This is a genomic window from Comamonas brasiliensis (genome assembly GCF_018292285.1).
In the GTDB taxonomy this organism is placed as follows: domain Bacteria; phylum Pseudomonadota; class Gammaproteobacteria; order Burkholderiales; family Burkholderiaceae_C; genus Comamonas; species Comamonas brasiliensis.
This window is the reverse complement of sequence record NZ_JAANES010000003.1, coordinates 59,978-85,821: the sequence shown is the minus strand read 5'-3', so window position 1 is coordinate 85,821 and position 25,844 is coordinate 59,978. Positions and strand designations below refer to the sequence as shown.

Sequence of the window (25,844 nt, the reverse complement as noted above, 5' to 3'; positions counted from 1 at the left end):
CGCTCTATGTTGAATGACTTCAACATCATTTGATGCTGAATTCATTGATTTTCAAGCGCTGGCAGCTCCTATTTCAGGATTGATTCCGGAGGAAGGGAATCAGGCCTTCTTGCCCGACTGGGCCTTGTTGTCCATGGCCGCCTTGATGAAGGCGTTGAACAGCGGGTGACCATCCCAGGGAGTGGACTTGAACTCGGGGTGGAACTGCACGCCGATGTACCAGGGGTGAACCTTGGCGGGCAGCTCGACGATTTCGGTCAGCTGTTCGCGCTGGGTCAGGGCCGAGATCACCAGACCGGCGTCGCGCAGCTGGTCCAGATACTGGGTGTTGGCTTCATAGCGGTGGCGGTGACGCTCGGTCACCACGTCGCCGTAGATGCTGTGCGCCAGCGTGCCCTTTTGCACGTCGGAAGACTGTGCGCCCAGACGCATGGTGCCGCCCAGGTCGGAGTTCTCGTCACGGGTCTTGATCGTGCCGTCCGCGTCCTTCCACTCGGTGATCAGTGCGATCACGGGGTTGGGGGTGGCAGAGTCGAACTCGGTGGAGTTGGCGCCAGCGAGGCCGGCCACATGGCGGGCGTACTCGATGGTGGCGACCTGCATGCCCAGGCAGATGCCCAGGTAGGGCACCTTGTTTTCGCGGGCGAACTTGGCCGTCGAGATCTTGCCTTCCACGCCGCGCGAGCCGAAGCCGCCGGGCACCAGAATGCCGTCGTAATCCTTGAGTAGCTTGGTGGCATCCGCGTCGTGGATGGTCTCCGAGTCCACATGCGTGATCTTCACGCGCACATGGTTGCGCATGCCGGCGTGCTTGAGCGCTTCGTTGACCGACTTGTAGGCGTCGGACAGCTCCACGTACTTGCCCACCATGGCAATCTTGACTTCGCCCTGGGGATGCTCGGTCTCATAGACCAGATCGTCCCAGCGCTTGAGATTGGTGGGAGGCGTGTTCAGGCGCAGCTTGTCGCAGATCAGGCCGTCCAGACCCTGCTCGTGCAGCATGCGCGGCACCTTGTAGATGGTGTCCACGTCCCACATGGAGATCACGCCCCACTCGGGCACATTGGTGAAGAGGGAGATCTTGCTCTTTTCCTCTTCGGGCACCTGGTGCTTGGCGCGGCACAGCAGCGCATCGGGCTGGATGCCGATTTCGCGCAGCTTCTGCACGGTGTGCTGGGTGGGCTTGGTCTTGAGCTCGCCGGCCGTCTCGATGAACGGCAGGTAGGTCAGGTGCACAAAGGCGGAGTTGTTGGGACCGAGCTTCAGGGCCAGCTGGCGCGCAGCTTCCAGGAAGGGCAGGGACTCGATGTCGCCCACGGTGCCGCCGACTTCGCAGATGGCCACATCCACTTCGTGGTCGGTGCCCAGGCCCGCGCCGCGCTTGATGTATTCCTGAATCTCGTTGGTGACATGGGGGATGACCTGCACGGTCTTGCCCAGATAGTCGCCACGGCGTTCTTTTTCCAGCACGGACTGATAGATGCGGCCCGTGGTGAAGTTGTTGCTCTGACGCATGCGCGTTTCGATGAAACGCTCATAGTGGCCCAGGTCCAGATCGGTCTCGGCTCCGTCATCGGTCACAAACACTTCGCCGTGCTGGAAGGGCGACATGGTGCCCGGGTCCACGTTGATGTAGGGATCGAGCTTGATGAGGGTGACTTTGAGACCGCGCGACTCGAGGATCGCTGCAAGGGAGGCTGAGGCGATTCCCTTACCGAGGGAAGACACCACACCGCCGGTGACGAAGACGAACTTGGTCATGTCTTTTTTTGGTGGTGGTAAAACAGGATTATAGGTTCGCCACGAATTTCGGCGTGGCGTACAGGGATGCTTGTGCGGCGGCAAAGCCGCTCAGGTCTGATAAATTGCGCAGCATGAATGACGTGTTCGCAGGCAAACATCTGGTGCTGGGTCTCTCCGGAGGCGTGGCTTGTTACAAATCGGCCATGCTGTGCCGCTTGCTGGTCCAGGCCGGTGCCACGGTACAAGTGGTCATGACGGAGGCGGCCGAGCAGTTCATGACGGCCGTCACCATGCAGGCGCTTTCTGGGCGCGCAGTCTACACCTCCCAGTGGGATGTGCGCGAGCCCAACAACATGCCCCACATCAATCTGAGCCGGGAAGCCGATGCCATTCTCATCGCGCCCTGCAGCGCGGACTTCATTGCGCGCCTGGTGCAGGGCCGCTCGGACGAGCTGCTCAGCCTGATGTGCCTGGCCCGCCCCATGGAGAGCGTGCCCCTGTTGCTGGCCCCGGCCATGAACCGCGAGATGTGGGCTCACCCCGCGACCCAGCGCAATCTGGCTCAGGTGCAAGCCGACGGTGCCCAGGTGCTGGGCGTGGGCAACGGCAGCCAGGCCTGCGGCGAGACCGGCGACGGCCGCATGCTGGAGCCTGAGGAAATCATGGAAGAGCTGGCGGCGCACTTCACGGCCAAGAGCCTGCAGGGCCAGCATCTGCTGGTGACGGCAGGCCCGACCTTCGAGGCGATCGATCCGGTGCGCGGCATCACCAATCTTTCGAGCGGCAAGATGGGCTTTGCGATTGCCCGAGCAGCACGCGAGGCCGGTGCCCAGGTCACGCTGGTGGCCGGCCCGGTGCATCTGCCCACGCCGCGCGGAGTGACGCGCATCGACGTGCAGTCGGCGCGCCAGATGCAGACCGCCGTGCAGTCCCTGGTGGCAGGGGCCTCGATCTTCATTGCCACGGCCGCCGTTGCCGACTGGCGCCCGGCCGAGTTTTCCGACCAGAAGATCAAGAAGGATGGCTCGGGCGATGTGCCGGCCATGGACTTTGTCGAGAATCCCGACATTCTTGCCGGCGTGGCCCAGTCCGACCAGGCCCGCTCGGGCAGGCTGTACTGCGTGGGCTTTGCGGCCGAAAGCCATGATCTGCTCAGGCACGCCAGCGCCAAGCGCCTGCGCAAGAGCGTGCCGCTGCTGGTGGGCAATATCGGCCCCGCCACCTTTGGCAAGGACGACAATGCCCTGCTGCTGATCGACGATCAGGGCTCCAAGGAGCTGCCCCATGCCAGCAAGGACGTGCTGGCACGCCAGCTGGTCGATGAAATTGCGCAGCGCCTGAGCGCCAAGCGTCCCTGACCCGTGACCCCAGGAGTCCGAACATGAATCTCTCCAGCTATGAAGGCCCGCGCAATGGCGACTATGTGGCTTATGTGGATCAGCTGATGCGAGCCAGTCCCGAGTACCGCCGCACGCTGCGCAGCATCGACGGAGCGATTCAGACCGCGGTCGTCACGCCCGGCTCCCAGGCCGCCTCGCCCATGTCCCAGCTGCGCAGCACCTTGCAGAAGGCGCGCGACATGGCGGAGCAGGCGCAGCAGGTGCCGGGAGCGCGAACCACGGCGGCCGGTCAACCGGTCCAGCGCACCGCAGGTGCACGGCGGCCCAATACGGCCGTGACCAAGCAGGAGGCGCAGCAGCGCTTCAAGGCCATGGAGCGCCAGATCGAGGGACAGAAGGCCCAGACCGGCCGCAAGCCCTGGGTGTCTCCGGGCTCGCTGGCGTTGATCGTGGGCGGGGTGATCCTCTCCCAGTTCATTCAGGGCTTTGGCGTGCTGCTCGCCCTCATGGGCCTGATGTCGGCGGTGGGCGGCGTGCTCAGGCGCCTGCAAGGCCGCTGACAGGCGCCAGGCGCTGGCGCCTGCCCGGCAGAGGGCACAATGGCGCCCTCCAGGAAAACCGCTGGCGGCTGCATGGCAGCTGCCGCAATGGATGCAAGGCCCGGCTCACGGGCCTTGTTTCAAGACAGACAAGACTAGCCAGATCCTTATGAATGTTGATGTAAAGATTCTCGATGCGCGCCTGCGCGACAACCTGCCCGCCTACGCGACTCCCGGCAGCGCCGGCTTGGACCTGCGTGCCTGCATCGATGCGCCGGTGACGCTGGAGCCCGGCCAGGGGCAGCTGATCCCCACCGGCATGGCCATGCATCTCAAGGATCCCCATTACGCGGCGCTGATCCTGCCGCGCTCGGGCATGGGTCACAAGCACGGAATCGTGCTGGGCAATCTGGTTGGTCTGATCGACTCCGACTACCAGGGCCAGCTCATGGTCAGCGCCTGGAACCGTTCGCAGACCGCCTTCACGCTGCAGCCCATGGACCGTCTGGCCCAGCTGGTCATCGTGCCCGTGGTGCAGGCACAGTTCAACCTGGTGGATGACTTTGCCGACGCCAGCGAGCGCGGCGAAGGCGGCTACGGCTCCACCGGCAAGCAGTAAGCCTGCCAAAAGGCCCGCACCTCGCGTGACATGAGCCGCCAGACCCGCCGTCGTACTGCCTCCTGGACCAAGGTGCAGCTGGGCCGCGACCTGCATATGCGGCGGCGCCTGCAAAAACGCCACTGGCTGCGTCTGCATGCCGCTCTGACCGGCGGCCTGAGTCTGGCTGCCATGTCCCTGATCAGTCTGTGCCTGCTGCATGCCGGTGTGCACAGCATGGGGCTGCGCTATGGGCTGGCGCTGGCCTGTGGCTATCTGCTTTATCTGCTGCTGGTGCGCCTGTGGGCGGGCTGCATGCTGCGCCGCGACTGGGATGCAGGTGATGCAGGAGCCGATGTTTCCGGCTCCGGCGGTAAATCAGGCAGTGCCGACGCTGCGGGCTTTGAAAGCGGGCAGGGAGGCTCCTACGGCGGCGGCGGTGCCGGCGGCCACTGGGGCGATGGCGCGGCCGTGCCTGAGATCGCGCCTGCGTCCCCGGGCCTGGAGCTGCCCGATGTCGATGTGCCGGGGCTGGACGCGCTCGATGAAGGCGCCGTGGTGCTCGTGCCGGTGCTGCTGGTTTTTGCCGCCCTGCTGGTGGCGGTCACGGGCATGGGCTCGCTGGTGTGGCTGGTGTTCGGTGCTGATCTGTTCCTGAGCGTGGCGGTAGAGGTGGCGTTTGCGCTGCTGATGACCCGAACCCTCTATGTGGTGGAGCGCGAAGGCTGGCTGCTGGCCGCGCTGCGCATCAGCTGGAAGCCCGTGCTGGGCGCCCTGGTCGCGGCCGTGGCGCTGGGGCTGCTCGCCGACTGGCTGTTTCCACAGGCCGATACCCTGGCACAGGTGCTGCGCAGTCTTTGATCGGCCTCAGTCCTGGTGCCTGGCGCCAGGCAGTTGCAGCTTCATGCGCAGCCCGCCCAGCGGCGATGGCAGCGCCTGGATGCTGCCGCCATAGGTCTGAACCAGATCGCGCACGATGTCCAGGCCCAGACCGGCGCCGGGGCGCTGTTCGTCAAGCCGTTCTCCGCGGGCAAAGATGCGCTCGCGCAACTCGGGAGCAATGCCCGGGCCGTCGTCGTCTATGCACAGTGTCAGTTGCTGGCTGTCCTCGCTGGCCGGCTCAATCTTCAACACCACCTGCCAGCGCGCCCATTTGCCGGCGTTGTCCAGCAGATTGCCCAGCATCTCCATCAGGTCCTGAGAGTCGCCCTTGAAGTCCCATTGGGTGGCATTCCCCTGCAGCTCGAAGCGTATGCCGCGCGCCGCATGCAGCTTGTCCATGGTGTGCACCAGGGAGTGCAGCGGGCCGGCCAGCGCGGTGCGCAGGCCATGGCCCTGCTGCGCCGCAGCGGCGGCGGCGCGGGCACGGGCCAGGTGATATTCGACCTGGCGGCTGGCACTGGCGACCTGCTCACGCACCAGGGTCGCCAGCGGGCTGTCCTGCTGCGCCGCCGCGTTGCCCATGATGCTCAGCGGGGTGTTGACCGCATGGGCCAGATTGCCCGCCTGGGTGCGCGCTCGCTCCACCATCTCGGCATTCATGCGCAGCACATGGTTGAACTCCTGAACCAGGGGCATGATCTCGGCAGGGTGCTCGCCCCTGATTTCCGGGGCTTCCCCCTGGCTCACGGCGGCCAGCTGACGGCGCAAAGCGGCCAGCGGAGCCAGCGCCAGCTGCAGCTGCACGACCACGGCGGCGATCAGTCCCGCTGCCAGCATGCACAGCGCGGCCACCAGCATCTTGGTGAAGCGCTGCAGCGGCGTGGCCAGCATGGCCGAGTCGGCGGCAATCATCAGGCGCAGCGGCGGGGCATCGGCCTCGGGCAGCTGTACGGTACGCGTCACGATCACCAGGGTGTTGCCATTGCCGTCCGACATATGGCCATAGCTTGCCGGTGCATGCAGGGGCAGGGTGGGCTCCCAGACCTTGTCGGCCTGGAAGAAGGGCCAGTCCAGGGTCTGGTCCCAGAGCGAGCGCGAACGCTGGATGCCGGCCTGAACCGTCTGTTTGCCGGTCGCATCGAGCAGGTCCACCTGCCAGTACATGCCCGACAGTGGCTGCTGCAGCAAGGGGTCGCCGGAGAAGGGCGAGACCGTGACCGGGACGGCCTGGTCGGGTTGGTAGTTGACGGCGCCGCTGAGCCGGTCGAGCTTGGCCACCAGCTGGCTGCGCAGTTGCTGGGTCAGATGCTCGGCAAACAGCGTGCGCAGACCCCAGCCCGTGAGCAGCAGTGCCGCCAGCACCCAGATCAGGGCACCCGCCAGCAGTCGCAGGCGCAGCGAGTTCTTCCAGGAGCCCGCGCTCAGCGGTGGCGGCTGTTGGGTCATGGGGGAGTTCAGGGTGTGCTCGGACATAGGCTTTATTCTTGGTTGGATGGCGCGACCAGGCGATAGCCCAGGCCGCGCACGGTTTCGATCGAGCCAGCGGGCAGCTTTTTTCTCAGGCGCCCGACAAAGACCTCGATGGTGTTGGAGTCGCGGTCGCTGTCCTGCGGGTAGATATGCTCGGACAGCTCGGTGCGCGAGACCACGGCGCCCATGCGCTGCATCAGCAGGGCCAGCACCTTGAATTCATGGCTGGTCAGCGTCAGTGCCTGACCTTCGACGGTGACACGGGCCTGGCGCGAATCCAGGGTGATGGACCCGCATTGCCACAGCGCGCTGGCATGCGGGCTCAGGCGCCGCAGCAACGCCCGCAGACGCGCCAGCAGCTCTTCCATGTGGAAGGGTTTGGCCAGATAGTCATCGGCTCCGGCATCCATGCCTGCGACTTTTTCATGCCAGGCGGATCTGGCGGTGAGGATCAGCACCGGCATGGAGCGGCCCTGAGCGCGCCAGGCGCGCAGCACGCTCAGCCCGTCGCGCACCGGCAGGCCCAGGTCCAGCACCGCAGCGTCGAAGCTCTCCACCTCGCCCAGGTATTGCGCCGTCTCGCCATCGGCGGCCGTCTCCACGGTGTGGCCGGCCTGCAGCAGGGCCTGATGCAGCTGCTCGCGCAGCGTGGGTTCGTCTTCAATCAGCAAAATTCGCATGCTCTGCAGCCTTCCTGAGTGCCGGGGTTCACTTCTTGCGCTTCATGCTGATGAGGCTGCCGTTGCTGGCATCGATCTCCAGCTTGACCACCTTGCCATCGCTTTGCAGCAGCCGGATCTCGTAGACAAAGCGGCCGTCCTCACGGTCGAACTCCACCTTGATGACCTGGCCCTGGTATTGCTGCTCGACCTGATCCAGAACGGTGCGCAGCGGCAGCACCTGACCCTGGCGCAGGGCCTGACGGGCAAGCTCGTGGTCGTTGTCACCGGCATCCGAGGTGGCGGGCCAAAGGCTCAGCGCGGCAAAGCCTGCCGTTGCCAGCAGCATGGCCAGCATGGCATGAAGGGCGCGACGACGTGGGCGGTGCGCAGATTGCGGGTCATTGGAGGCATTGGAAAAAGACATGGCGAGCGGGCTGGAGTGGGTGGTGATGAGGTCTGGTTGCGTTCTGCAGCCAAGGTTATAGGCCTGCATCGATGAACGAAAGCTGAATGGCGGCTTCAGAAACGGTTCAGGAGGGAATGCGAACAATCGGCCACAACCCGCAACAGCGCAGCTCTGGCCCGGCGGGTCGTCTTTTTGTCCCCATCGTTCACCAAATTACTGCAGGAGTTTTCATGTCTCGTCTTCAAGCCCCCGTCTTTGCCATGTCCGCTCGCGTCTTGTCGCTATACCGGTCCATGCAGCGCCGCAGCGGCATCGCCTTGCTGGGGGGCGCTGCGCTGCTGTCCGCAGGCACCTGCCTGGCCGCAGAAAACTCCCTGGCGGATCGTGCCTCGGCGTCGGTGGCCGCCGTGCGCGGCATGGCGCTCGGGCCGACCCTGTCCATCCGCGATGTCTGCGACCGGCTGGAGAAGGCCGGCTATCGCGAATTCCAGGAGGTGGAGTGGGACGACGGCCTCTACAAGGTCAAGGCCACGGCCAGCGACGGGCGCTTTGTGAAGCTCTATGTGGATGGGCGCAGCGGTGAAGTGCTGCGCGTACGCAGCAAAGGCTGATCTTGCTATCTGTTTGACAGCTTTTAGCGCTTTGCAATAGCGGTTTCAAATGATATTTGCATCGAAAATGAGTGCTGCAAAGGGCAAGGCGCTATGGTTTGAAGAGTTGTAAACGGCTGCGCTTTACTCAAAGTATTGTGAGCAAATGTGAAACCTGTCGTCCTGGCGAGCCGGTGCTGCGTTGCAATGGAAAGGCAGACCGTGCAAGGTTTGCAGAGCAACTCATAACAGGGACTGCGGCGCATGGAATGTGCATGCGCCAATCAGGAGATTTCCATGCAAATCAATCAACGCTGGGGCCGGTTGGCCATGGTGAGCGCAATCGTTGCGGCTCTGTCGGCCTGCGCGGCCTATCCTCAAGGCGGCTATCAGAACAGCGGCTACCAGGGCGGCTACTCCCAAGGTGCCTATTCTGGCTCGGGCTACCCCGGCAGCACCCAGGCCTATCCCGTGGGCAACAACCAGGCCCAGACCTATCCCGCCAATAACTGCGGCTACAACAATCCCAACTGCTATTCGCAGCAGCCTCAGCAATACGCCCAGCAGGGCCGTGTGATGAATATCGAGACCGTGCGTGTGCAGGACGGCAGCGGTGTGGGTGCGGGCGGCGCGATTGCCGGCGGCGTGATCGGCGGCGTGCTGGGCAATCAGGTGGGCAAGGGCTCGGGCCGCACGCTGGCCACGATTGCCGGTGTGGTGGGCGGCGCATTGGCCGGCAACGCCGTGCAGAACAGTGTGGGCGGCGGCAGCGTGCGCGATATCTACCGCGTCACCGTGCAGCTGCAGGACGGCAGCGTGCGCGCTCTGGACTACCAGCAGCCTCCGCAACTGAGCATCGGCGAATACGTGCGCGTGGAAGGCAACCAGATCTTCCGCCGCTGAGCACTCAGGCGCGCATGACAAAGGGACTCCGAAGAGTCCCTTTTTTATTTCTTTGCCTGATTTCTTTGCCTGAAGCGACGAGTGATGCTTGAACCGGTGGCGCAGCGCAACTCGGTGACAGCAAGCAAGAGCCCAGGCGGCCCCGCCGCCTCGCAGTGAAGCTGTCGTCCCCCTGAGGGAGAAGGCGCAAAGCGCCTCAGGGGGTGTCAGTGAAGGGTTTCATTGCCCGGGGCCATGGGCTCGATACGGAAAAAGCCCGTACCGGCCGTGCCGCGGCCGATTTCTTCCTCGGTGGCCTCGCGCACGGCTTCGATCTTGAGGTGCAGGCGGATGGCGATTCCGGCCAGCGGGTGGTTGCCGTCCAGCACCACATGCTCGGGATAGATCTCGGTGACCGTGTAGAGCAGATCGGCCGGCACGGGGTTGGTGCCCTTGGGCATGGCGCTGCTCTCGAAGCTCATGCCTTCCTCGATCTCTTCGGGGAACAGCTCGCGCTTTTCCAGGAAGATCAGGCTCTCGTCATAGTCGCCGAATGCCTCTTCGGGCTCCAGGTGCAGGTCCAGTGTGGTGCCTACGCCGTGGCCTTGCAGAGCCTCTTCGATGCGCTTGAACAGGTCATCGCCGCCGACGAGAAATTCCACGGGCTCGTCCAGCACGTCCAGCTCCTCGCCCAGGGTGTCTTTCAGTGTCCAGGTCAGAGCGACCACGCATTGTTGGGTAACTTCCATGGTGTGTGTATGCAGTTGGTGGGCCGCGGGCCAGTCCCGCAGCCGAAATTGAAACGCCGCCACGGCCGTGGCGCAATGGCAGGCATTGTCCCATGCGCTGCCCGCAACTGCAGCACAGGCCTTTTGTTACACCCTGCAAAAAGCACTTGCACGGCCTTCACATTGGCGCTCTTGCAGGCCTGCATACTGACCCCATCTCTGCTGCAAGTAATTTGCGGGCTTAAAGGAAGGCACCATGACCCCTCAGGAACAACAACTGCTGCAAGACCTGTGCGCCAGGCTGACGCTGACCCAGGGCCAGCCCAAGGACGCGCAGGCCGATGCCGAGCTGCGCCGTGGATTGAGCACCGCGCCCGATGCGGTCTACTGGCTGGCCCAGCGCACCTTGATGCTGGAGCAAGCCATTCAGCAGGCCCAGCAGCAGATCGGCGAACTGGAGCAGCAGGTGAAACAGGCTCAGCAAAGCCAGAGCCAGGGCGCAGGCAGCTTTCTCTCGGGTGGCCTGGGCACGCACTTCGGCCGCGCTCCCGAGCGCCATGCCGAGGATGGTGGCTACGCTGCCAATGCCCAGCCTCCCTATCAACCCCAGTATCAGCCACAGAACCAGCAGCAAGCGGCGCCTCAGCCTTCCAGCTGGCGCGACCGTTTCTTTGGCGGCGGCTCTGCGCCCCGTGCTGCAGCGCCGCAGGCCTACGGCCAGCCAGCAACCTCTGCCGGCAGCAGCTTCCTGGGCAATGCCGCAGCGGCCGCAGCCGGTGTGGCGGGCGGCATGTTTCTGTTCAACGGACTGGAGAATCTGATGGGCGGCCATCACGCCGGCTCGGGCAGCCAGAGCGGCGGCAGCGAAAGCAAGTCGCTGGCGCAGGACAGCAGCCAGGGGCTGCATGGCGACAGCGGCAATACCTCGAGCCTGGCCAACGATGCGGGCCTGGGCAGCATAGACAATTCAGCCAGCTTTGACAGCGGCAGTTGGGACGATGGCGGCGGCTTCTTTGACGATGACTTTGCCTGATTACAGGCTTTGAGATTTTTGAGGATCAAGCCCTTTCCCATCAAACGCTAGCAGCTATGGATTAGATAGTGAGAAGGAAAAAAGAAAGCCACCTGGCGTTCTCAAATCAGGTGGCTTTTTTTATTTCAGTAGCGATGGGCGCCAGCTTTAACTAGGGCGCGACCTAAGTGTGGGACAGCAAGCAAGCGCCGCCGCGCAGCAAAGCTGTCGTCCCCCTCCGCGAAGCAGAGAGGGGGAAGCGGCGGGGCCGCCCAGGCAAAGCCGCTCAGGGGGGTCTTTAGAACGGATAGTGGCGTTCTGCGGTCTGCATGGTCACCCAGCGGGTTTCGGTAAAGGCATTGATGCCCTGCTGGCCGCCGAAATGGCCATAGCCCGATGCCTTGACGCCGCCAAACGGCATCTGGGCTTCGTCATGCACCGTGGGGCCGTTGATATGGCAGATGCCGGCCTCGATGCGCGCAGCCACACGCCAGCCGCGGGCCGTGTCCCGGGTGAAGACTGCGGAGGACAGACCGAACTCGTTGTCATTGGCCGTGGCAATCGCTTCTTCCTCGCCGTTCACGCGCACGATGCCCTTGACCGGGCCGAAGGTCTCCTCGTGGAAGATGCGCATCGCGGGCGTCACATGGTCGATCAGCGTGGCGGGCATCAGCGTGTTCTCGGCCTTGCCGCCACAGACGATTTTTGCGCCCTTGGCCAGCGCGTCATCGATCATGGCATTGCAGCGCTCCACCGTGGCCAGATCGACCACCGAGCCCAGCACCACGGGGCCCTTGCGCGGGTCACCCAGCGGCAGGCTGCTGGCCTTGGCGGCAAACTTGGCGATGAACTCGTCGGCCACCTTGTTATCCACCACGAAGCGCTCGGTGGACATGCAGATCTGGCCCGAGTTGGCAAACGCGCCAAAGGTGGCGGCGTTCACGGCCGCATCGATATCGGCATCGTCCAGCACCAGGAAGGGGGCCTTGCCGCCGAGCTCCAGCAGCGCGGGCTTGAGATGTCTGGCGCAGGTCTGGCCGATGATGCGGCCCACACGTGTGGAGCCGGTAAAGCTCACGCGGCGCACGGCGGGATGGGCAACGATGGCTTCGACCACACTGCCCGCATCGGCGGGCGCATTGGTCACAAAGTTCACCACGCCGGCAGGCAGGCCTGCGTCCTGCAGCGCCTCAATGATCAGGCCGTGGGTGGCGGGGCAGAGTTCCGAGCCCTTGAGAATCACGGTATTGCCGCAGGCCAGGGCCGTGGAGATGCTGCGCACGGCCAGAATCACGGGGGCATTCCAGGGCGCGATACCGAGCACCACGCCGGCGGGCTGGCGCACGGCCATGGCCACGCTGCCGGGCACGTCGGAGGGAATGATCTCGCCATTGATCTGCGTGGTCAGCGAAGCCGCTTCCAGCAGCATGCTGGCGGCCAGATGCACGTTGAAGCCGGCCCAGATGCCCGAGGCGCCGGTCTCGGCAGCCATGGCCGCGGCAATCGCTTCGCCCTTGGCTTCCAGCGCCTGCGAGGCCTTCATCAGCATGGCGCGGCGGGCGTTCGGCCCCAGTTGCGACCAAGCGGGGAAGGCTGCTGCCGCTGCATCGCAGGCGCGGATCGCATCCTCGGTCGTGGCTGCCGGAGCGCGTGTGGCCACGCTGCCATCCAGCGGGTTCCTGCGTTCAAAAGTCGCGCCATTGCCGGCTGCGCATTCCTGGCCGGCTATCAGCATTTTTTGTTCGATCATTTTTGGGTCTCCTTTCAGTGTTCAGTGTTCACCGCCTAAATAAGCGCGGCGCACGGCGGGGCTGCTGCTGAGTTCTGCGGCCGAGCCTTCGCCCACGATGCGCCCGGTTTCCAGCAAGTAACCACGGTCGGCAATAGCCAGGCTCTGGCGCGCGTTCTGTTCCACCAGCAGTACGCCCATGCCCAGTGTCTTGATGCGCGCCAGGGCTGCGAACAGCTCCTTGCACATCAGCGGCGACAGGCCCAGCGAAGGCTCGTCCAGCAGCAGGATATCGGGCTGGCTCATCAACGCGCGGCCCACGGCCACCATCTGCTGCTCGCCGCCGCTCATGGTGCGCACGGCCTGGGCCAGACGATCACGCAGCTTGGGAAAGAGGGCGAAGACCTGCTCCAGATTCCGGGCCTCATTGGCGCGTGCGCGCCGGGGCTGGGCTCCCAGCAGCAGGTTTTCCTTGACGCTGAGATCGCCGAACACGCCGCGCCCCTCGGGCACCAGGGCCAGGCCCGACTGCACGATGGCATGTGGCGGCAGCTGCATCAGCTCCTGACCGGCCAGTTGCGCGCTGGCCCCGGCCTGCGGCGTGACCATGCCGCCCAGCGCCTTGAGCAGGCTGGACTTGCCCGCTCCGTTGGCGCCCAGCATGACGACCAGCTCGCCGGGCCTGACCTGGAGGCTGACCTGGTGCAGCGCCTCATGCTTGCCGTAGCTCACCGAGATATTGCGCACTTCAAGCATGGCTGGCCTCCGTTGACCGGTCTTCATCTGCACTCACTTCTTCCCCCAGGTAGGCACGCACCACCTCGGGCTCCTTGAGCACCTGGGCCGTGGGGCCGTCGGCTATTTTTGTGCCCGCGTTCATCACCACGCAGCGGCTGCACAGCGCGTGTACGGCGTCCATCACATGTTCGACCATGAGAATCGTCAGCCCCGTGGCCTGCAGCTGCCGGATCAGTGCAATGCCCTGCTGCAGCTCCGTGGGGTTGAGTCCGGCCAGCCATTCATCGAGCAGCAGGATCTGCGGCTCCAGCGCCAGCGCGCGGGCCAGCTCCAGGCGCTTCTGGTTGATATAGGTGAGGTCGCCTGCAGGAGTATTCGCAAATTCGGCCAGACCCACCTGATTGAGCAGTTGCAGGGCACGCGCGGCAGCAGGTTTGCCAAATAGTGGTCGGGGCTTGAAGGCCATGCCGGCAATGACGTTGTCGGTGCAGCTCATGGAGCCCAGCACCTTGACCAGCTGGAAGGTGCGCGCCACGCCCAGGCGGGCGATCTGGTGGCTTTTGAGCTGGTGGATGGGCCTGCCGTTGAATACGATCTCGCCGCCGTTGACGGGCAGGGCGCCCGAGATCAGATTCATGGCCGTGGTCTTGCCCGATCCATTGGGGCCGAGCAGGCCCACGACCTCGCCCGGGTAGACGTCAAAGCTCAGTTCGTTGACGGCCACCAGGCCGCCAAAGCGCTTGGTGGCGCCGCGCACGGAAAGCAGGGTGGCGGTCTTCATGGCTGGTCTCCCTTGCTGGCCGCATTCCTGCCCAGCAGCCTGGCCAGCACGCCAGACAGGCCCTGGGGAATGAAGTAGACGATCACGATGAACACCAGGCCCAGCAGAATCGAGAAATGGTTGGGGAAGTTGGCACCCAGGTACTCGAACAGCAGCACCAGCGGCACGGCCCCCAGAATCGGGCCGAACAGCGCGCCGGCACCGCCGAGCAAGGCCATGATCAGCGTCTGGAACGAGACGGCGGGAGCAAAGGCAATGCTGGGGTCGATATAGGTCCAGCGCGGAGCCATGATGGCGCCCGTGACGGTGATGAACACGGCGCTGACGGCGAACAGCAGCAGCTTGGCCGTGGTGGTGTTGATGCCCACATGGGTGGCCACGGTCTCGTCCTCGCCGATCACGCGCAGCGCCAGACCCAGGCGCGAGCGGTTGATGAGGGCGCGCAGCGCCAGCACCAGGGCCAGCATGGCCAGCAGCTGCCAGTAGATATCGAGCTGGGTGATCTCCACGAATACATAGCGGCCCAGGTCCTTGGTGATGTTGACTTCCCACCAGGTGACGAGCTGCTTGACCAGCTCGGCCAGGCCGAAGCTGAAGATCACAAAGTACACGCCCGACAGCCGCAGCGTGGACAGCCCCACGATCAAGGCCATGATCAGGCCGACGCCGGCCGCAATGCCGAGCACGGCGGCCCAGGGCAGGGACTCGCCGAACACGGCGGTGACATAGGCGCCCATGCCGAAGAAGGCGACGGTGGCCAGCGAGATATAGCGCGTCGGTCCCGAGAACAGCGCCCAGGCGGTGGCCAGCACGCAGTACATCAGGATGCTGATCATGAGCGAGAGGTAGTACTCGTCCGTCAGCCAGCGCGGCAGCAGTGCCAGGCCCAGCAGGGCGGCGGCGCTGACGGCCCAGATCAGGATTTCCTTGCGATGGTTCGGATTCATCGTGCGGCCCTCCCGAACAAACCTGTTGGCTTGAACAGCAGCACCAGCAGGAACACCGCGTAATTGACGGCCAGCGTCAGGCCGGGGTCGACAAAGGAGGCCACCAGCGTCTCGGCAAAGCCCAGCAGCATGCCGGCGACCAGGCAACCCATGAGATTACCCACTCCGCCCATGATGACGACGATCAGCGCCTTCATGGCAAACATGGTGCCCATGCCGGCCGAGAAGGGCAGAAACATGCTGACCAGCACGCCGCAGACCGCCACCAGCGCACCGCCCAGACCGTAGGCCAGTGCCGCCGTGCTGCGCACATTGATGCCGACCAGATGTGCGAACTGCGGTGCCACGGACACCGCGCGCACCACGGCGCCGGCGCGGGTGCGCGTCAGCAGCAGGTACAGGCCGCCGCCCAGCACGATCGCAAAGCCCAGCACCAGCAGACGGTTGGCCGCGACCTTGCTGCCCAGGATCTCCACGGGTTCGGACAGATAGCTGTAGCTGTGATAGTCGCCGCCGAACATCACCAGCATGACGCCCTGCACGACGAACAGCATGCCGAAGGTGGCCAAAATTGAATCCACCTCCAGCGCCGGCCCGCCCTTGGCGCGGCGCACCAGCGGGGTCAGCAGCAGCTGATAGATCAGCCACTGGATGGCAAAGCCCAGCGGCACCACCAGCAGCACCAGAAGCAGCGGTGAAATACCCCAGCTGCTCACCGCAAAAAAGGCCAGAAAGGCCGGCGCAATCAGAAACTCCCCATACGAGAGATTCATGATGCGCGCCACGCCGTACTGCAGCGTCAGCCCCATGGCCACCAGGCCGTAGAGCCCGCCCAGCATGGCGCCAGCGAGAAGGATGTCTATTAAATTCATAGCGTATACCGCTGGTGATTCATTGTTCTTGTTATGAAATCAATGCAAAGTGAAGGCAAGACATGCGCAACCAGCTCTTGTTTTGATAGTTTTTGCGGAGCTGGGCACACTAGTGACCATGGGGTATCAGAGATGCCGAGCAAGAGCCGCCTCGCGGCGATGGCATCGTCCCCCTCCCATAGCGCGAAGCGCGTAGAGAGAGGGGGAAGGCGCGCAGCGCCTCAGGGGGTGCTTCTAGGAATCACCGCGGGCTTGACCCCCGCCCGGTTGGTCGGCGCAATCGCATTGAACTCGCCGTTCTGCCACTGGCCCACATGCCAGAGCTTGGTCAGCATCTGGCCTTCAAGCTTGACGGGGCCGAGCACGGTCTCGAAGCTGCCGCTCTTGAGCTCCTGCGTCACGGCAGCGCGATCGATCTTGCCCACGCGCTCGATGGCCTGCTGCAGCATCTGCAGCGAGGTGTAGACGATGGGGCTGGCAAAGCGGTCCGATTCCTGGCCGGTCACCTCCTTGAAACGCTTCAGATAGGCCTGCATCTGCGGGTTGCCGGCATCGATGCCGCCCGGCGCCATCACGCCTTCGGCCGCTGTGCCGAACTTGCCCTTGAACATGGGGAATTGCGTGCCCACGCCGGTGAACAGCACCTTGGGAGCCAGGCCCAGCGTTCTGGCCTGCTCGTTGATCAGCATGGTGTCGGGCGGGTAGGAGTAGGCCACGAAGGTGTCGGCACCTTTGCCCTTGGCCTCGTTGATGATGGGCGTCATGTCCTGCGTGCCGATCGGATAGCTCTTGTCGTAGACCAGCTCGAAGCCATGCTGCTTGGCGGCCTTGCGCGTGGCATTGGCCAGCTCGACGCCAAAGCCGTCGGCGATGTTGATCATGGCGATCTTGTTGTTGATCTTGCCGTCCTTCTTGGCCTTTTCCAGCATGGCGACCAGGCCCTCGGCATATTCGCCGCCCGTGCCCAGGAAGAAGAAGGCATGCTTCCAGCGCTTGGCCAGATCGGGGGCCTTGTCGGTCACCGAGGTGGCGGCCAGCAGCGGGTATTTGTGCTTTTCGTAGGTCGGCCCCACAGCCAGATTGGAGCCCGTGCCCCAGGGCGGCAGCACGAAGTCGACTTTGTCCTGGGTGATCAGGCGCTCGGTGGCGCGCACGGCCTCCTCTGTGCTGGAGCGGTCGTCGTATTCGATGACCTCGATGGGCACGCGCTTGTTGTAGGCCTTGAGCATGATGCCGCCGGCGTCGTTGATCTCCTTGACCCAGAGCTTGTAGTTGGGCGCCGTGGTCACGGAGGTTCCGCCCGCGTTGACGCCCGTCTTGGCAATTGCCCAGCCGATGCGGATGGACTTGGGCGCTTCCTGGGCCAGTGCCGTGCCGCACAGGCCCGCCAGTGCGGTGGCCGCGACCAGGCTCTTGAGAACAAAACGCTTGTCGGCGAATGTCATGCTTGTCTCCTTTTTGATGGACGGGTGTCCGGGTTCTTCGGCCATCGTAGGAAAGTGCGGCGACAGGTGTTTGTCTGGGCGTGCATTGCGTCTTGTCTGAGCATGCAAGTGTCTGTGGGTAAACACTGATTTCCTTGCGAGGCGCCGGTTTTGCCCGGACCCGGGTCCGGGTCGCTATGGATAATGAAGCATCCTGTTACTTCTTCAGGAGCCCAGATGCGGCCAGACATTCCTGCCAACCAAGTGATCGAGAAGATGACCGAGATGCAAGGTGCTCAAGCCGTGGGCGCCTGGCAGCACTGGATGTCCACGCTCTATGGACTGGAGAGCGATGTCTATGGCGACCAGCATTTCTCGGCGCGACTGGGCACCTTCGAGCTGGGGCCGGTGGGCATGACCCGGATCGAGGCCAGCCGCCATCGCGTTCGACGCACATCGGCCAGCATGGCACGCCACAGCACCGACTTTCTCAAGATCGTGGCCCCCTGGCATGGCGAGGCCCGCGTCTGCCAGAACGGGCGCGAAGCCGTGGCGCGCAGCGGCCAGTGGCTGATCTATGACACCACGCAGGAGTACGAGGTGCTCAACCCCGAGTGGTGCGAGCATCTGATCATCACCCTGCCCAAAAGCCGCTTTGAAGACCATGGCCGCGCCATCGATGCCCTCATGGGGCGCTATGTGGGCGGTAGCGAAGGCGTGTCCCGCATTGCGCTGGACATGATGCGCGGCACTTTTGCCGAATGCCGGGCCATGGGCCAGGGCCTGGCCCAGCATGTGACGGATTCGCTGCTGCAGCTGATCCAGCTGTCCCTGCTTGACGCCTGCGGCCGTGCGGCCTCGCTGAGCGCCAGCGAGCTGCTGCTGGGCCGCATCAAGGCCTATGTGCGCCAGCACCTGCGCGATCCGGCCCTGAGCGTCGATGCCGTGGCCGCAGCGCTCAACTGCAGCAAGCGACATCTCTACAACGCCTTTGTCGATGAGCGGCTGTCCATCAGCCAGCATATCTGGGCCGAGCGCGTGGCCCTGTTCCAGCGCGAACTGCTCAGTCCTGCCAATCGCCACTGCACCTTGACGGAGCTGGCGCTGGCCAGCGGCTTTGCCAGCGGCGCGCATCTGAGCCGCCTGTTCAAGCAGCACACGGGGCAGACGCCTGCGCAGTTCAGGGCCGGCGTGCAGTCTTCGAGCCTGCTGAATTGAGCACCGAACTGGCCTCGGGCTCAATCAGCCACGGCGCTGACTGCTATTGATGAAACAGCAAGCCGCAAAGCCGCCCGGCGCTTTCCTGCCAGGCGGTTTTCATGGCTGACGCAAGGTGCAAGCTCGGCTATCGAGGTTTCGGGCACAGAGACACAGGCACGGCTGCCGGGCTGTGCCTGCCGCCTCATCGCGCTTCAGAAGGGGTAGTGACGTGGGCTGGTCTGCATGGTGATCCAGCGGGTATCGGTGAAGGCATCGATGCCGGCCTGGCCGCCGAAGTGGCCATAGCCCGAGTTCTTCACGCCGCCGAAAGGCATTTGTGCTTCGTCGTGCACCGTGGGGCCGTTGACATGGCAGATGCCCGCCTCGATGCGAGCGGCCACGCGCCAGCCGCGGGCCGTGTCCCTGGTGTAGACGGCGGAGGACAGACCGAACTCGTTGTCGTTGGCCATGGCGATGGCCTGCTCTTCGCCATGCACGCGCACGATGGCCTTCACCGGGGCAAAGGTCTCTTCGCGGAAGATGCGCATCTCGGGGGTCACGCCATCGATCAGCGTGGCGGCCATCAGGGTGTCGCTTGCCTTGCCGCCGCACAGAATCCTGGCGCCCTTGCTCACGGCATCGTCGATGAGTTCGTTGACGCGGTGCACGGTGTTCATGTCCACGACCGAGCCCAGCACCACGGGGCCCTGGCGAGGGTCGCCCAGAGGCAGGGTCTGGGCGCGGCCCACCAGCTTGGCGATGAATTCCTCGGCCACGGCCTCGTCCACGATGATGCGTTCGGTGGACATGCAGATCTGGCCCGAGTTGGCAAAGGCGCCGAAAGTGCAGCCGGCCACGGCGGCATCGATGTCGGCATCGTCCAGCACCAGGAACGGGGCCTTGCCGCCCAGTTCCAGAATGACGGGCTTGAGGTATTTGGCGCAGGTCTGGCCGATGATGCGGCCCACGCGCGTGGAGCCGGTGAAATTCACACGGCGCACGGCGGGGTGGGCCACCATGGCTTCGACCACGGCACCGGCGTCTTCGGGCGCATTGGTCACGAAATTCACCACACCAGGCGGCAGGCCGCCTTCCTGCAGGGCTTCGATGATCAGGCCATGGGTGGCGGGGCACAGTTCCGAGCCCTTGAGAACCACGGTATTGCCGCAGGCCAGGGGCGTGGCGATGGCACGCACGGCCAGGATGATGGGGGCATTCCAGGGGGCGATGCCCAGCACCACGCCGGCGGGCTGGCGCACGGCCATGGCCAGGCTGCCGGGAATGTCTGAAGGAATCAGCTGGCCGTTGATCTGGGTGGTCAGCGATGCGGCTTCGAGAAACATATTGGCGGCCAGATGCACGTTGAAGCCGGCCCAGATGCCGGAGGCACCGGTTTCGGCCGCCATGGCAGCGGCAAAGGCCTCGGCCTTGGCTTCCAGGGCCTGGGAGGCCTTCATCAGCATCAGTCGGCGCTCGGTGGGGCCCAGGGCTGCCCAGGCGGGAAAGGCTGCCTCGGCGGCTTGCACGGCACGCACGGCATCGGCCGTGGTGGCGGCCGGAGCGCGCGTGGCGACCGAGCCGTCCAGAGGGTTCTTGCGCTCGAAAGTGGCGCCGTTGCTGGCCTGGGCGGTCTGGCCGCCGATGAGCATGCTTTGTTCAATCATCTTCGCTTCCTTCACCACCAGGGCGTGTGAGCACAGTCACTGCTGGTGGATGCTGTTTGAAAAGCGGGGGCGTCGCGCAAGGCTTGCGTCACCGGGCTGGTCCCCCTCTGTCCTGATATGCCGCCGGTCAATGGCGTGGAAGTGATCGTAGAAAAAGCCCGGGCGGGATGCTGTGCGCAATGTGCACAAACCGTTTGACGAATCGTGCACCTGACCTAGGGTTTGCACTAGATCGAGGTGCTGGCGGGAGATTCCCCGTGCCGAGAGCACCAGGGCGCGCACTTGCCGATAATTGCCATACTTTGCCGGCACAGGCAGGGATCGATACAACGAGGAGTCAAGGCCCATGACCGCGCCCGTGGTACTGAGTACCGATGGTCTTCCCGAGAAGGAAACTGCAGCTGCCTGGCAGGGCTGGATGGCGCAGCTGTTTTCGGGGCTGGACACGGATCTCTATGGCGACACCTGTTTTGACGGGCATCTGAGCGTGGCGTACGCAGGCGATGTCATGCTCACCAAGCTTGAGGCCGGACGTCATCGCGTCATACGCGGCAGCCACCGCCAGCGCGACAGCGAAGCCGCCTACCTCAAGATTGTCGCGCCCTGGAGCGGTCACGCCGAGGTGGAGCAAGGTGGCAGCCGGACCCTGGTGAGCAACGGCAGCTGGGCCATCTATGACACCTCGCAGCCTTATGTGGTGGACAACCCTCTGCACACGGAGCATCTGATCATGATGGTGCCCAAGCAGAGCATTGCCGAGCGAGGCCTGCGCCTGGAAAACCTCATGGGGATATCCGTAGGAGGCAGCACCGGCATGGCCCGCATTGCGCTGCAGACCATGCGCAGCACCTATCAGGAGCTCGATAATATGACGGCGCCGCTGGCGCGCCGCGCCGGGGAGCTGCTGGTGGACATGGTGCACCTGTCCTTGCAGGCACTTGGCGGGCAGGCCACGGCGGTGACGCAGAAGCAGGCCTTGTACGAGCGCATCTGCGACCATGTGGCCAGCCATGTGCGCGACCCTGGGCTGTCGGTCGACCAGGTGGCCCAGGCGCTCAACTGCAGCCGCCGTCATCTGCACAATGCCTTTGCGGGGCGTGAACAGTCGCTGGGCGCTTTCATCCAGCAAAGCCGGCTGGAGCTTTGCATGCGGGAGCTGCATTCCGCGGCGCTTGCGCATCGCACCATCACCGAGATCGCCATGGGCTGCGGTTTTGGCAACAGCGCTCACTTCAGTCGGGCCTTCAAGGCCTACACCGGCATGTCGCCGTCCGAGTTCAGAGCGCTCGGTCATTGATCTGTGCCGACCAGCGATATCGAGGCCTGTAGGACAATGCAGTCCGTTGCTTAGAAAGCAGGACTGGATTCATGGACATCAATACGCCGCTCACCCTGCTGGGTGGACTTACCGCTTCTCAATTCATGCGCAAGCACTGGCATAAAAAGCCTTTGCTGGTGCGCCAGGCCATTCCCGGCTTCAAGGCCCCGATTCCGCGTGCTCGCCTGCTGGCCATGGCGGGCGAAGAGGGCGTGGAGTCGCGCCTGATCCAGCAGCTGGAAGGCGATAACTGGAAGCTCAGTCACGGCCCGCTGTCCCGGCGCAGCCTGCCCGCATTGACCAAGCCGGGCTGGACGGTGCTGGTGCAGGGCGTGGACATGCATGACGCCAAGGCGCACGAGCTGCTGCAGCAATTTCGCTTTGTGCCCGAGGCACGTCTCGATGATCTGATGATCAGCTTTGCCACCGATCAAGGCGGCGTGGGGCCCCACTTCGACAGCTATGACGTCTTCCTGCTGCAGGCCCATGGCAAGCGCCGCTGGCGCATCGGTCGTCAGAAAGACCTGTCCCTGCAACCGGGCAAGCCATTGAAAGTTCTCTCCCATTTCGAGCCCGAAGAGGAGTTCGTGCTGGAGCCGGGCGACATGCTGTATCTGCCGCCCAAATGGGCGCATGACGGTGTGGCCGAAGGCGAGTGCATGACCTATTCGATCGGTTTTCGCTCGCCCGATCGCAGCGAGCTGGGCCGCGAGCTGCTGCTGCGCATGTCGGATGAGCCCGACGAGCCCGAAACGCCGGTCATCTATCGCGACCCCAAGCAGGAGGCCGTGAGCAACCCGGCGCTGATTCCTGAAGCCATGTATGACTTTGCCCGCGAGGCACTGAAGAAGGCCATGGCCGAGCCGCTGGCGCTGGAGCGCGCGCTGGGCGAGTATCTGAGCGACCCCAAGCCCAATGTCTGGTTCGAGCATGGCGATGAAAACGGCATGTTCGAAAGCGTGGTGCTGGATCGCCGAACGCGCATGATGTATGACGCCAAGCACATCTTCATCAATGGCGAAAGCTATCTGGCGGGCGGCCGTGATGCCACGCTGATGCGCAAGCTGGCTGACACCCGGGCGCTGTCGCGCAAGGATCTGGCAACCGCCAGCGATGATGCGCTGGAGTTGCTGTCATCGTGGTTCGATGCGGGCTGGGTTCGCTCGGGCGACTGAAACAGGGTGGACTTGTAACAGCGATCGTGCTAACTTACGGGTTTGTCCTCTGTGGCTTCTGTCGATTTGGCGGGCTTTGTGTAGATTATGTAAATCTTCGTCAAAGCTCTGTCAGGGATTTGACAGGAAGAAATTTATGCTCCACAGTGTGACTCAAGGCAAGCGTGGGCTTGCCCGGTAAATGAGAACGCACCGATTTGTGCAGAATTGTTTAGTTGCTGTCAGTATCAGTCAGCAATGGGCAAAACTACCTATAATGCGGTCTGAGTCGAATTTATCGTTTGACCTGATCTGCCATAGCGATCAATAGCTGCAAAAGGCTGACCGTAATGGCAATCTGCATACCGTCTGCTGAACCTACCATTTAGGAAATCGTCATGAAGAACTCTCTGATTCTGGCTACCGTGATCGCTGCTGCTGCTGCTCTGGCTGCTTGCGGCAAGAAGGAAGAAGCTCCTGCTGCTCCCGCTCCTGCTGTGGAAGCTCCTGCTGCTCCCGCTCCTGCTGCTGAAGCTCCTGCTGCTCCTGCCGCTGACGCTGCTGCTCCTGCTGCTGACGCTCCTGCTGCCCCCGCCGCTGACGCTCCTGCTGCTCCTGCCGCTGACGCTCCTGCTGCTCCCGCCGCTGAAGCTCCTGCTGCCAAGTAATTCGCTGCATCAGCCAGCTTGAGGTCCAGGCCTCGAGCGTAAAAAAACCGCACCCAGGTGCGGTTTTTTTACGTCTGGAGTTTGCAGCGGGTTCTTGAGTTGCGGATACATGTCGCCATACAAGGTCTGCACCTGCCTGAGCCGATTCTGGCGGGCAGGAGCGTGCCATGAGCACGGAGTTCGATTCGTTCGGACATGAAAAAAGCCACCAGGGCCGAGCCTGGTGGCTTTTGTAGGGGAGCAGTGCTCTTTATTTCAGATCATCGGTGATGATGCGCACGATGCGCTGGCCGTTGGCGCTGCTGTCGGGCTGGCCCTGCTCATTGAGCACGCTGACCTGGGACTTGTTGCCATCGCCCTTGACCTGGATCTGGTACTTCTGAGGCGCAGCGGCTTCCTTGCCCTGGCTGAAGATCTTGCTGAAGAAGCCCTTGGACTCCGGCTTGGCATTGGGGTCCACGTAGCGCACATAGTAAAGGCCACGGCTGCGGTCGCGGTCTTCCACGGTGAAGCCGGTGCGGTCCAGTGCCACGCCAACGCGGCGCCATGCGCGCTCAAAGCCTTCTTCCAGCTGCAGTGTGGGTACGCCGTTGACGGTGTCCATGCGTGCGCTGGTCGAGGTGGTGGCCGCAGACCTGTCGGCCTTGGCAACGGCAGAGGCCTGCTCTTCGCTCACACCCAGCTTGACCATGATGCGGCGCAGGAATTCGGTCTCCAGCTCGGGGTCGCGAGGACGCGGTTGCCAGATGGTGTTGTCCTTGCGCTCGCTGGTATAGACCTCCTGCATGCCACGGTGGGTGACATAGATGCGGGTCTTGCCATCGGGTTCGCGCTCCAGGCGGGTGCGGAACTTGTCGCGCTCGCTGGTGGAGTAGAGCGAGTCGAACACCTTGCCCAGGCTTCTGCGGATGATGTCCTGAGGCAGCTTGGCGCGGTTTTCGGCCCAGTCGGTTTCGAGAATGCCCAACTGGCGGTCTTCCATCGCGTAGATGAAGCCGTTTTCCAGCCAGAAATCACGAGTCGGCTCCCAGAGCTTGTCGGCTCCGCGATCCACCACCAGCCAGTGCTCGGCGCCGTCACGCTCGATGCGGACGTCGCCAATCTTGTTGGCCGCGGTGTTGTTGTCGGTCGGCTTGGCTGCCTGGGCGTTGGCCTGCATGGCAGCAGCGGATACCACGCCACCAGGGACGGTATAGCGCGAGTCTTGCGACAGCTGCGTCAGATCCGGAGGAACTTCGAGAGAGGGAGCTTGATTCTTGCCCGCGCTCTTGTAGTCGATCTTGGTCTCTTGGAACGTGGTCGTGCAGGCAGACAGGCCCAGCGCGATGCTGAGCAGGCTCAAACGTGCTGTTTGTTGTTTCACGCGGATTGTCCTTGGGTAGCGTTCAAGCTATGTGCGAAAAACCGCTAGCTTAGCGCAACTCGATCAGAGTACGCCAACTTTACGCAGAGCATCCTCAACAACTGCTTCGCATTGCTCGCTCAGCTGCGTCATGGGCAGGCGCATGGCGGGGCCGCACAAACCCATGCGGGCTGCTGCCCATTTCACGGGAATGGGATTGGCTTCCACAAACAGGCTCTTGTGCAGGGGCATGAGCTTGAACTGGATTTCCATGGCGCGCTTGGTATCGCCGGCCATGGCGGCCTTGCACAGCTCGCTCATCAGACGGGGGGCGACGTTGGCCGTCACGCTGATATTGCCGTGGCCGCCGCACAGCATCAGTGCCACGGCGGTGGGGTCGTCACCGGAGTAGACGCCGAAGCCGGCGGGCACATCGCGAATCAGCCATTGGGCACGCTCGATGTTGCCGGTGGCTTCCTTGATGCCGATGATGCTGGGGATCTGGGCCAGACGCAGCACGGTGTCATGCTGCATGTCGGCGACCGAGCGACCGGGCACGTTGTACAGAACCACGGGCAGGTCGCCAGTGGCTTCGGCGATGGCCTTGAAGTGCTGGTACTGGCCTTCCTGCGTGGGCTTGTTGTAGTAGGGAACGACCTGCAGCTGGCTGTCTGCTCCCACCTTCTTTGCGTACCTGGCCAGCTCGATGGCTTCGTGCGTGCTGTTGGCACCGCAGCCGGCCATGATGGAGACACGGCCGGCGGCCTGCTCCACGGCGACGCGAATGATTTCGCAATGCTCTTCGACATTCACGGTGGGCGACTCACCGGTGGTGCCGACCACACCGATGCAGTTGGTGCCTTCGGCCACATGCCAGTCGATGAGTTTGCGCAGCGACGGGTAGTCGACGCTACCGTCTTCGAGCATGGGCGTAATGAGGGCAACAATGCTGCCAGTGAGAGCAACGGAGGGTGATGTCATATCCGCAATCAGAAAACGGTAAAAATGAATTCTACAAACAGGGACAGGGTGCAAGCAGTGGTTTGCTGTCAACAGTGTCTAGCAAAACTCTGTTTTTGTCGAAGTGTTGTTGATAAATGACGAAATGACGAAATATTTAATTTTTGTGCGTCATATTGTTTGTTGATTGCCGGT

Annotated in this window: 25 protein-coding genes; 11 read left to right on the top strand and 14 right to left on the bottom strand. The window is 63.6% G+C overall.

The window, feature by feature from the left end; genetic code table 11:
* Positions 1 to 99: 99 nt before the first annotated feature.
* The gene (locus DJFAAGMI_RS13035; RefSeq protein WP_034378814.1) at positions 100 to 1,761 is read right to left on the bottom strand and encodes a CTP synthase; all 1,662 of its coding nucleotides are present in this window, start codon (positions 1,759 to 1,761) and stop codon (positions 100 to 102) included.
* 113 nt (positions 1,762 to 1,874) lie between these two features.
* On the opposite strand from DJFAAGMI_RS13035, the gene coaBC reads away from it, so the two are divergent.
* The 4 genes from coaBC (at position 1,875) to DJFAAGMI_RS13015 (ending at position 5,081) form a co-directional block, all read left to right on the top strand.
* Positions 1,875 to 3,101, top strand: coding sequence for a bifunctional phosphopantothenoylcysteine decarboxylase/phosphopantothenate--cysteine ligase CoaBC (gene coaBC, locus DJFAAGMI_RS13030; RefSeq protein ID WP_211457478.1), 1,227 nt, complete (start codon positions 1,875 to 1,877; stop codon positions 3,099 to 3,101).
* 23 nt (positions 3,102 to 3,124) lie between these two features.
* Positions 3,125 to 3,643 carry a hypothetical protein gene (locus tag DJFAAGMI_RS13025; RefSeq protein WP_211457477.1) on the top strand — a complete coding sequence of 173 codons (519 nt, stop codon included), beginning with the start codon at positions 3,125 to 3,127 and terminating at the stop codon, positions 3,641 to 3,643.
* 148 nt (positions 3,644 to 3,791) lie between these two features.
* Entirely contained in the window at positions 3,792 to 4,241 is a 450-nt protein-coding gene (gene dut / locus DJFAAGMI_RS13020; RefSeq protein WP_211457476.1) for a dUTP diphosphatase, read from the top strand.
* A gap of 30 nt (positions 4,242 to 4,271) precedes the next feature.
* A complete protein-coding gene (locus DJFAAGMI_RS13015; protein WP_211457475.1) occupies positions 4,272 to 5,081 on the top strand; it encodes a hypothetical protein in 810 nt (269 codons plus the stop codon).
* A gap of 6 nt (positions 5,082 to 5,087) precedes the next feature.
* On the opposite strand, the gene DJFAAGMI_RS13010 is transcribed toward DJFAAGMI_RS13015, so the two are convergent.
* From DJFAAGMI_RS13010 to DJFAAGMI_RS13000, 3 genes are read right to left on the bottom strand one after another with little or no spacing between them, the layout of a single operon-like run.
* Positions 5,088 to 6,575: a sensor histidine kinase gene (locus DJFAAGMI_RS13010; protein WP_211457474.1), complete on the bottom strand. Its 1,488-nt coding sequence runs from the start codon at positions 6,573 to 6,575 to the stop codon at positions 5,088 to 5,090.
* A gap of 5 nt (positions 6,576 to 6,580) precedes the next feature.
* Positions 6,581 to 7,252 (bottom strand): response regulator transcription factor, encoded by a 672-nt coding sequence (locus DJFAAGMI_RS13005; protein WP_211457473.1) that lies wholly within the window; start codon positions 7,250 to 7,252, stop codon positions 6,581 to 6,583.
* A gap of 28 nt (positions 7,253 to 7,280) precedes the next feature.
* The gene (locus DJFAAGMI_RS13000; protein WP_003057703.1) at positions 7,281 to 7,589 is read right to left on the bottom strand and encodes a PepSY domain-containing protein; all 309 of its coding nucleotides are present in this window, start codon (positions 7,587 to 7,589) and stop codon (positions 7,281 to 7,283) included.
* 281 nt (positions 7,590 to 7,870) lie between these two features.
* Between DJFAAGMI_RS13000 and DJFAAGMI_RS12995 the strand changes: the two genes are divergently transcribed.
* Together DJFAAGMI_RS12995 and DJFAAGMI_RS12990 are read left to right on the top strand one after the other, a co-directional pair.
* A complete protein-coding gene (locus tag DJFAAGMI_RS12995; RefSeq protein WP_043004308.1) occupies positions 7,871 to 8,251 on the top strand; it encodes a PepSY domain-containing protein in 381 nt (126 codons plus the stop codon).
* A gap of 276 nt (positions 8,252 to 8,527) precedes the next feature.
* Positions 8,528 to 9,133: an outer membrane lipoprotein gene (locus tag DJFAAGMI_RS12990; protein WP_043004358.1), complete on the top strand. Its 606-nt coding sequence runs from the start codon at positions 8,528 to 8,530 to the stop codon at positions 9,131 to 9,133.
* 206 nt (positions 9,134 to 9,339) lie between these two features.
* Here the strand turns inward: DJFAAGMI_RS12990 and DJFAAGMI_RS12985 are convergent, their stop codons facing one another.
* Positions 9,340 to 9,861: an FKBP-type peptidyl-prolyl cis-trans isomerase gene (locus DJFAAGMI_RS12985; RefSeq protein ID WP_003076357.1), complete on the bottom strand. Its 522-nt coding sequence runs from the start codon at positions 9,859 to 9,861 to the stop codon at positions 9,340 to 9,342.
* Positions 9,862 to 10,096: 235 nt separating this feature from the next.
* Between DJFAAGMI_RS12985 and DJFAAGMI_RS12980 the strand changes: the two genes are divergently transcribed.
* Complete coding sequence (locus tag DJFAAGMI_RS12980; protein WP_211457472.1) at positions 10,097 to 10,873, top strand: DUF2076 domain-containing protein; 777 nt, start codon at positions 10,097 to 10,099, stop codon at positions 10,871 to 10,873.
* A gap of 277 nt (positions 10,874 to 11,150) precedes the next feature.
* Here the strand turns inward: DJFAAGMI_RS12980 and DJFAAGMI_RS12975 are convergent, their stop codons facing one another.
* The 6 genes from DJFAAGMI_RS12975 to DJFAAGMI_RS12950 form a co-directional block, all read right to left on the bottom strand.
* Positions 11,151 to 12,602 (bottom strand): aldehyde dehydrogenase, encoded by a 1,452-nt coding sequence (locus DJFAAGMI_RS12975; RefSeq protein ID WP_211457471.1) that lies wholly within the window; start codon positions 12,600 to 12,602, stop codon positions 11,151 to 11,153.
* Positions 12,603 to 12,623: 21 nt separating this feature from the next.
* Entirely contained in the window at positions 12,624 to 13,337 is a 714-nt protein-coding gene (locus DJFAAGMI_RS12970; RefSeq protein ID WP_043004312.1) for an ABC transporter ATP-binding protein, read from the bottom strand.
* Positions 13,330 to 14,100: an ABC transporter ATP-binding protein gene (locus DJFAAGMI_RS12965; protein ID WP_211457470.1), complete on the bottom strand. Its 771-nt coding sequence runs from the start codon at positions 14,098 to 14,100 to the stop codon at positions 13,330 to 13,332. Before DJFAAGMI_RS12965 ends, DJFAAGMI_RS12970 begins: the two co-directional genes overlap by 8 nt.
* Positions 14,097 to 15,047, bottom strand: a complete 951-nt coding sequence (locus DJFAAGMI_RS12960) for a branched-chain amino acid ABC transporter permease (protein WP_211457469.1) — start codon at positions 15,045 to 15,047, stop codon at positions 14,097 to 14,099. The genes DJFAAGMI_RS12965 and DJFAAGMI_RS12960 overlap by 4 nt, the downstream gene beginning before the upstream one ends.
* The gene (locus tag DJFAAGMI_RS12955) at positions 15,044 to 15,919 is read right to left on the bottom strand and encodes a branched-chain amino acid ABC transporter permease (protein WP_043004316.1); all 876 of its coding nucleotides are present in this window, start codon (positions 15,917 to 15,919) and stop codon (positions 15,044 to 15,046) included. The genes DJFAAGMI_RS12960 and DJFAAGMI_RS12955 overlap by 4 nt, the downstream gene beginning before the upstream one ends.
* Positions 15,920 to 16,140: 221 nt before the next feature.
* The gene (locus DJFAAGMI_RS12950; RefSeq protein WP_211457468.1) at positions 16,141 to 17,364 is read right to left on the bottom strand and encodes an amino acid ABC transporter substrate-binding protein; all 1,224 of its coding nucleotides are present in this window, start codon (positions 17,362 to 17,364) and stop codon (positions 16,141 to 16,143) included.
* A gap of 216 nt (positions 17,365 to 17,580) precedes the next feature.
* Here DJFAAGMI_RS12950 and DJFAAGMI_RS12945 point away from each other — a divergent pair, with 216 nt between their 5' ends.
* Positions 17,581 to 18,561 carry an AraC family transcriptional regulator gene (locus tag DJFAAGMI_RS12945; RefSeq protein ID WP_211457467.1) on the top strand — a complete coding sequence of 327 codons (981 nt, stop codon included), beginning with the start codon at positions 17,581 to 17,583 and terminating at the stop codon, positions 18,559 to 18,561.
* A 194-nt stretch (positions 18,562 to 18,755) separates the two neighbouring features.
* Here DJFAAGMI_RS12945 and DJFAAGMI_RS12940 read toward each other — a convergent pair whose 3' ends face one another.
* On the bottom strand, positions 18,756 to 20,207 hold the full coding sequence (locus tag DJFAAGMI_RS12940; RefSeq protein WP_211457466.1) for an aldehyde dehydrogenase: 1,452 nt from the start codon (positions 20,205 to 20,207) through the stop codon (positions 18,756 to 18,758).
* A gap of 346 nt (positions 20,208 to 20,553) precedes the next feature.
* Here DJFAAGMI_RS12940 and DJFAAGMI_RS12935 point away from each other — a divergent pair, with 346 nt between their 5' ends.
* The 3 genes from DJFAAGMI_RS12935 (at position 20,554) to DJFAAGMI_RS12925 (ending at position 23,347) form a co-directional block, all read left to right on the top strand.
* On the top strand, positions 20,554 to 21,504 hold the full coding sequence (locus DJFAAGMI_RS12935; RefSeq protein WP_211457465.1) for an AraC-like ligand-binding domain-containing protein: 951 nt from the start codon (positions 20,554 to 20,556) through the stop codon (positions 21,502 to 21,504).
* A 71-nt stretch (positions 21,505 to 21,575) separates the two neighbouring features.
* A complete protein-coding gene (locus DJFAAGMI_RS12930; RefSeq protein ID WP_003057679.1) occupies positions 21,576 to 22,700 on the top strand; it encodes a JmjC domain-containing protein in 1,125 nt (374 codons plus the stop codon).
* A gap of 377 nt (positions 22,701 to 23,077) precedes the next feature.
* The gene (locus DJFAAGMI_RS12925; RefSeq protein WP_211457464.1) at positions 23,078 to 23,347 is read left to right on the top strand and encodes a hypothetical protein; all 270 of its coding nucleotides are present in this window, start codon (positions 23,078 to 23,080) and stop codon (positions 23,345 to 23,347) included.
* A gap of 250 nt (positions 23,348 to 23,597) precedes the next feature.
* On the opposite strand, the gene bamC is transcribed toward DJFAAGMI_RS12925, so the two are convergent.
* Together bamC and dapA are read right to left on the bottom strand one after the other, a co-directional pair.
* Positions 23,598 to 24,710, bottom strand: coding sequence for an outer membrane protein assembly factor BamC (gene bamC, locus DJFAAGMI_RS12920; protein WP_211457463.1), 1,113 nt, complete (start codon positions 24,708 to 24,710; stop codon positions 23,598 to 23,600).
* A 63-nt stretch (positions 24,711 to 24,773) separates the two neighbouring features.
* Positions 24,774 to 25,670 carry a 4-hydroxy-tetrahydrodipicolinate synthase gene (dapA, locus tag DJFAAGMI_RS12915; RefSeq protein ID WP_211457462.1) on the bottom strand — a complete coding sequence of 299 codons (897 nt, stop codon included), beginning with the start codon at positions 25,668 to 25,670 and terminating at the stop codon, positions 24,774 to 24,776.
* Positions 25,671 to 25,844: the final 174 nt, after the last annotated feature.